Genomic DNA, 1,056 nt, shown 5'->3' with positions numbered 1-1,056 from the left:
AGGCACCGGCGCCATCGACACCGCTCAGAAAGCGCTCGGCACCTCCGCAATCGGCACCACGAAAGATGGCCAAAACGTCTACCTGAGAACGGATGCCAACGGTCAGCTCGCAAAGTCACTGTCCTACTCCCTGACCTCGCTGGACATCACCAAGGATCTCGTTGGTCCCGCCACCGTGACCCTGACGCCCGAGCAGGCGCTCGACGCCATGGTTTCCTTCGTCGACAAGCAGCTCCAGAGCATGACATCCGCCGCCGCCGACCTTGGCTCGGTCAAGATGCGCATCGAATTGCAGGAAAACTTCGTCAACAAGCTGACTGACTCGCTCGACAAGGGCATCGGCCGCCTCGTCGACGCGGAAATGAACGAAGAATCCACCAAGCTGAAGGCCCTTCAGACCCAGCAGCAGCTCGCTGTTCAGGCCCTGTCGATCGCCAACAACGACTCGCAGAGCATTCTCTCGCTCTTCCGTTAATTCCGACACCGATCGTCAAATGCGAACCGCGCCCGAAACGGCGCGGTTTTTTTTCGTTTTATCGCCCGCGTTTCAAAGCGATGACCCAGGAGGCCGTTCAAGGCAGCCCGTCCGACGCGGATGGCAAATATTACGTTTCAGTTTTTTAGATGGTATGCACGTATAAATTTTATTCTCAACTATTTTCTACTTTAAGTATTTTTTAATTCGACAGCGTTTAGCTGAAGCCATCGAAGCGGCGGGCTGACCTTCAAGAAAGTAGCCGGTCAGCAGGCATGATGCTGTACGCCGCTCCCGGTGAGCCGGAATGTCCCTTTTCTAATCAGCCATTACAGGGGCAATTTACATGACGAGTATTTTGACAAACATCGCAGCAATGACTGCACTCCAGACCCTGCGCTCCATCGGCCAGAACATGGAAGCCACGCAGGACCGCGTGTCCTCCGGCCAGCGCGTCCGGGAAGCTTCCGACAATGCCGCTTACTGGTCCATCGCGACCACGATGCGTTCGGATAATGGCGCCCTTTCCGCCGTCCAGGACGCCCTCGGCCTCGGCGCCGCCAAGGTCGACACCGCCTATG

The 1,056-nt window shown here is 56.9% G+C and carries 1 protein-coding gene and 1 pseudogene; both read left to right on the top strand.

Features of this window, described 5'->3' with window-relative positions; all coding sequences use genetic code 11:
- A partial coding sequence (locus AGR2A_RS29960; RefSeq protein WP_286079583.1) for a flagellin occupies nucleotides 1-475 on the top strand: 475 nt, incomplete at its 5' end.
- Nucleotides 476-821: 346 nt separating this feature from the next.
- Nucleotides 822-1,056: pseudogene (locus AGR2A_RS03995) on the top strand (flagellin); the annotation flags it as partial.

This window comes from Agrobacterium genomosp. 2 str. CFBP 5494 (assembly GCF_900013495.1).
Lineage (GTDB): Bacteria > Pseudomonadota > Alphaproteobacteria > Rhizobiales > Rhizobiaceae > Agrobacterium > Agrobacterium pusense.
Note: the sequence above shows the minus strand (reverse complement) of the source record. Positions and strands in the feature narration are given on the sequence as shown.